A 249-nucleotide genomic window follows, 5' to 3' on the forward strand; every position below is an offset into this window, starting at 1 on the left:
GTGGGAGAGCGATCAATGCGACCATTAAATCCATAAGAATTGCACGTGGCCGCGAGTCACAAATTTTAGGCTGGTGCTTTTTTAGCAAGATCGGTTGTCGAAACCATGCTTATCGCGGGGTGATTTGTGTAGATTGTCAGAGCTTTGGTGGCTGTAACGTTGTCCGCGATGTCGTTTCTCTCATGTGCTAATGATTTTTCCAAAACGTTTGTTCCGTCACCGGGGGTTGTGGCAGTAGTGAAAATCAAC

At 46.6% G+C, this 249-nt stretch carries 1 protein-coding gene; it reads right to left on the reverse strand.

Features of this window, described 5'->3' with window-relative positions; genetic code table 11:
• Nucleotides 1–65 precede the first annotated feature (65 nt).
• A partial coding sequence (locus tag SB752_RS33035) for a hypothetical protein (protein WP_410719600.1) occupies nucleotides 66–249 on the reverse strand: 184 nt, incomplete at its 5' end.

Source organism: Brevibacillus sp. SIMBA_040, from assembly GCF_046535075.1.
GTDB lineage: Bacteria > Bacillota > Bacilli > Brevibacillales > Brevibacillaceae > Brevibacillus.